Source organism: Martelella mediterranea (genome assembly GCF_021021415.1).
Lineage (GTDB): Bacteria > Pseudomonadota > Alphaproteobacteria > Rhizobiales > Rhizobiaceae > Martelella > Martelella mediterranea_C.
In genome coordinates this window covers 1-1,175 of record NZ_JAINWJ010000100.1, presented here as the reverse complement: position 1 = coordinate 1,175, position 1,175 = coordinate 1, and the positions used below count along the sequence as shown (strand labels likewise).

Here is a 1,175-nt window from a genome sequence, read left to right as displayed (position 1 = left end):
GCTTGTCTTATGATTTTTCCCGGCTTTTCTGCGAAGAAGAGCCACTGACTGCCGCCTTCCACGCGGCGGTCAGTGGCGGTGGTCGGATCGGTAGGGGCTTGGTCATGAACCGCAAGGAACATGGACCGTGTTAGAGTGTGATCGGCCACCGTCTTCGCTCAAGGCCTGAACGGATACGCAGCAGCTTTTGGGCTCTGCATGACAAGCATAGGACACGCGAAGATGATGAATGATAGCATCGGCATTGATATTTCAAAAGACCGTCTCGACGCCTTTCGCCTGAGTGACAGGGCGCATCGGGCATTCGCCAACACACAGGCAGGCTTTGACGACCTGCGGCGATGGCTTGGCGATACCCCGATCAGACGGCTCGTCTATGAGGCGACCGGTCCTTATCACGGCGCCTTTGAATGCGCGCTCGCTTCCCGTCTTCCGCTGGTCAAGGTCAACCCGCTGCAGGCGCGACGGTTTGCCCAGGCACGCGGCAGCCGCGCCAAGACCGATCGCGTCGATGCGCGCATACTGGCGCTGATGGGGGATGCATTTGACCTTCAGCCAGACCCGCCAGTGGAGGAAACCGATCATGAACTCAAGGAGTTGCAGATCGAGCGCACCGCTCTCGTCAGGGACCGCACACGGCTGCTCAACCGCATCAAGACGCAAACGCTTTCCCTGACGAAGCGGCACTCAAAGGCGCGCATCGCCCAGATCGAGCGCCAGCTCGCGGCAATCCAGGACGAGATCGAAACGCGCTTGCGCGCGGATGACGGCAAGGCGAGAAAGCTCGACATCCTCACCTCCATCCCCGGCATCGGTCCGGTAACGGCGTCAACGGTCCTGATCGAATGCCCCGAGATCGGCATGCTTGGCCGAAAGCAGATCGCCAGCCTTGCGGGCTTGGCGCCCATGACCCGACAATCGGGCCAATGGCGCGGCAAGGCCTTCATTCAGGGTGGACGAAAGTTCCTGCGCGACGCCCTCTATATGCCCGCCCTCGTCGCCATGCGCTTCAACAAACAGATGAGAGCAAAATACGAGGCGCTGAAAGGCGCCGGAAAACCCGCCAAAGTCGCCCTGACAGCAATCATGCGAAAGCTTATCGAAATCGCAAACGCACTCATCCGCGACGACAGAAAATGGGCGCAAATGAGGGCTTGATAAAGACGGATACTCTA

General features: G+C 59.5%; 1 protein-coding gene. It reads left to right on the top strand.

The genetic code is table 11. The annotated features are described in order from the left end of the window. Positions 1-222 precede the first annotated feature (222 nt). The gene (locus K7H91_RS25485) at positions 223-1,158 is read left to right on the top strand and encodes an IS110 family transposase (RefSeq protein WP_230722962.1); all 936 of its coding nucleotides are present in this window, start codon (positions 223-225) and stop codon (positions 1,156-1,158) included. Positions 1,159-1,175: the final 17 nt, after the last annotated feature.

What these genes read in the sequence shown, in the direction of transcription:
- K7H91_RS25485 (WP_230722962.1), top strand. Translation starts at nt 223, where the DNA reads ATGATGAATGATAGCATCGGCATTGATATTTCAAAAGACCGTCTCGAC.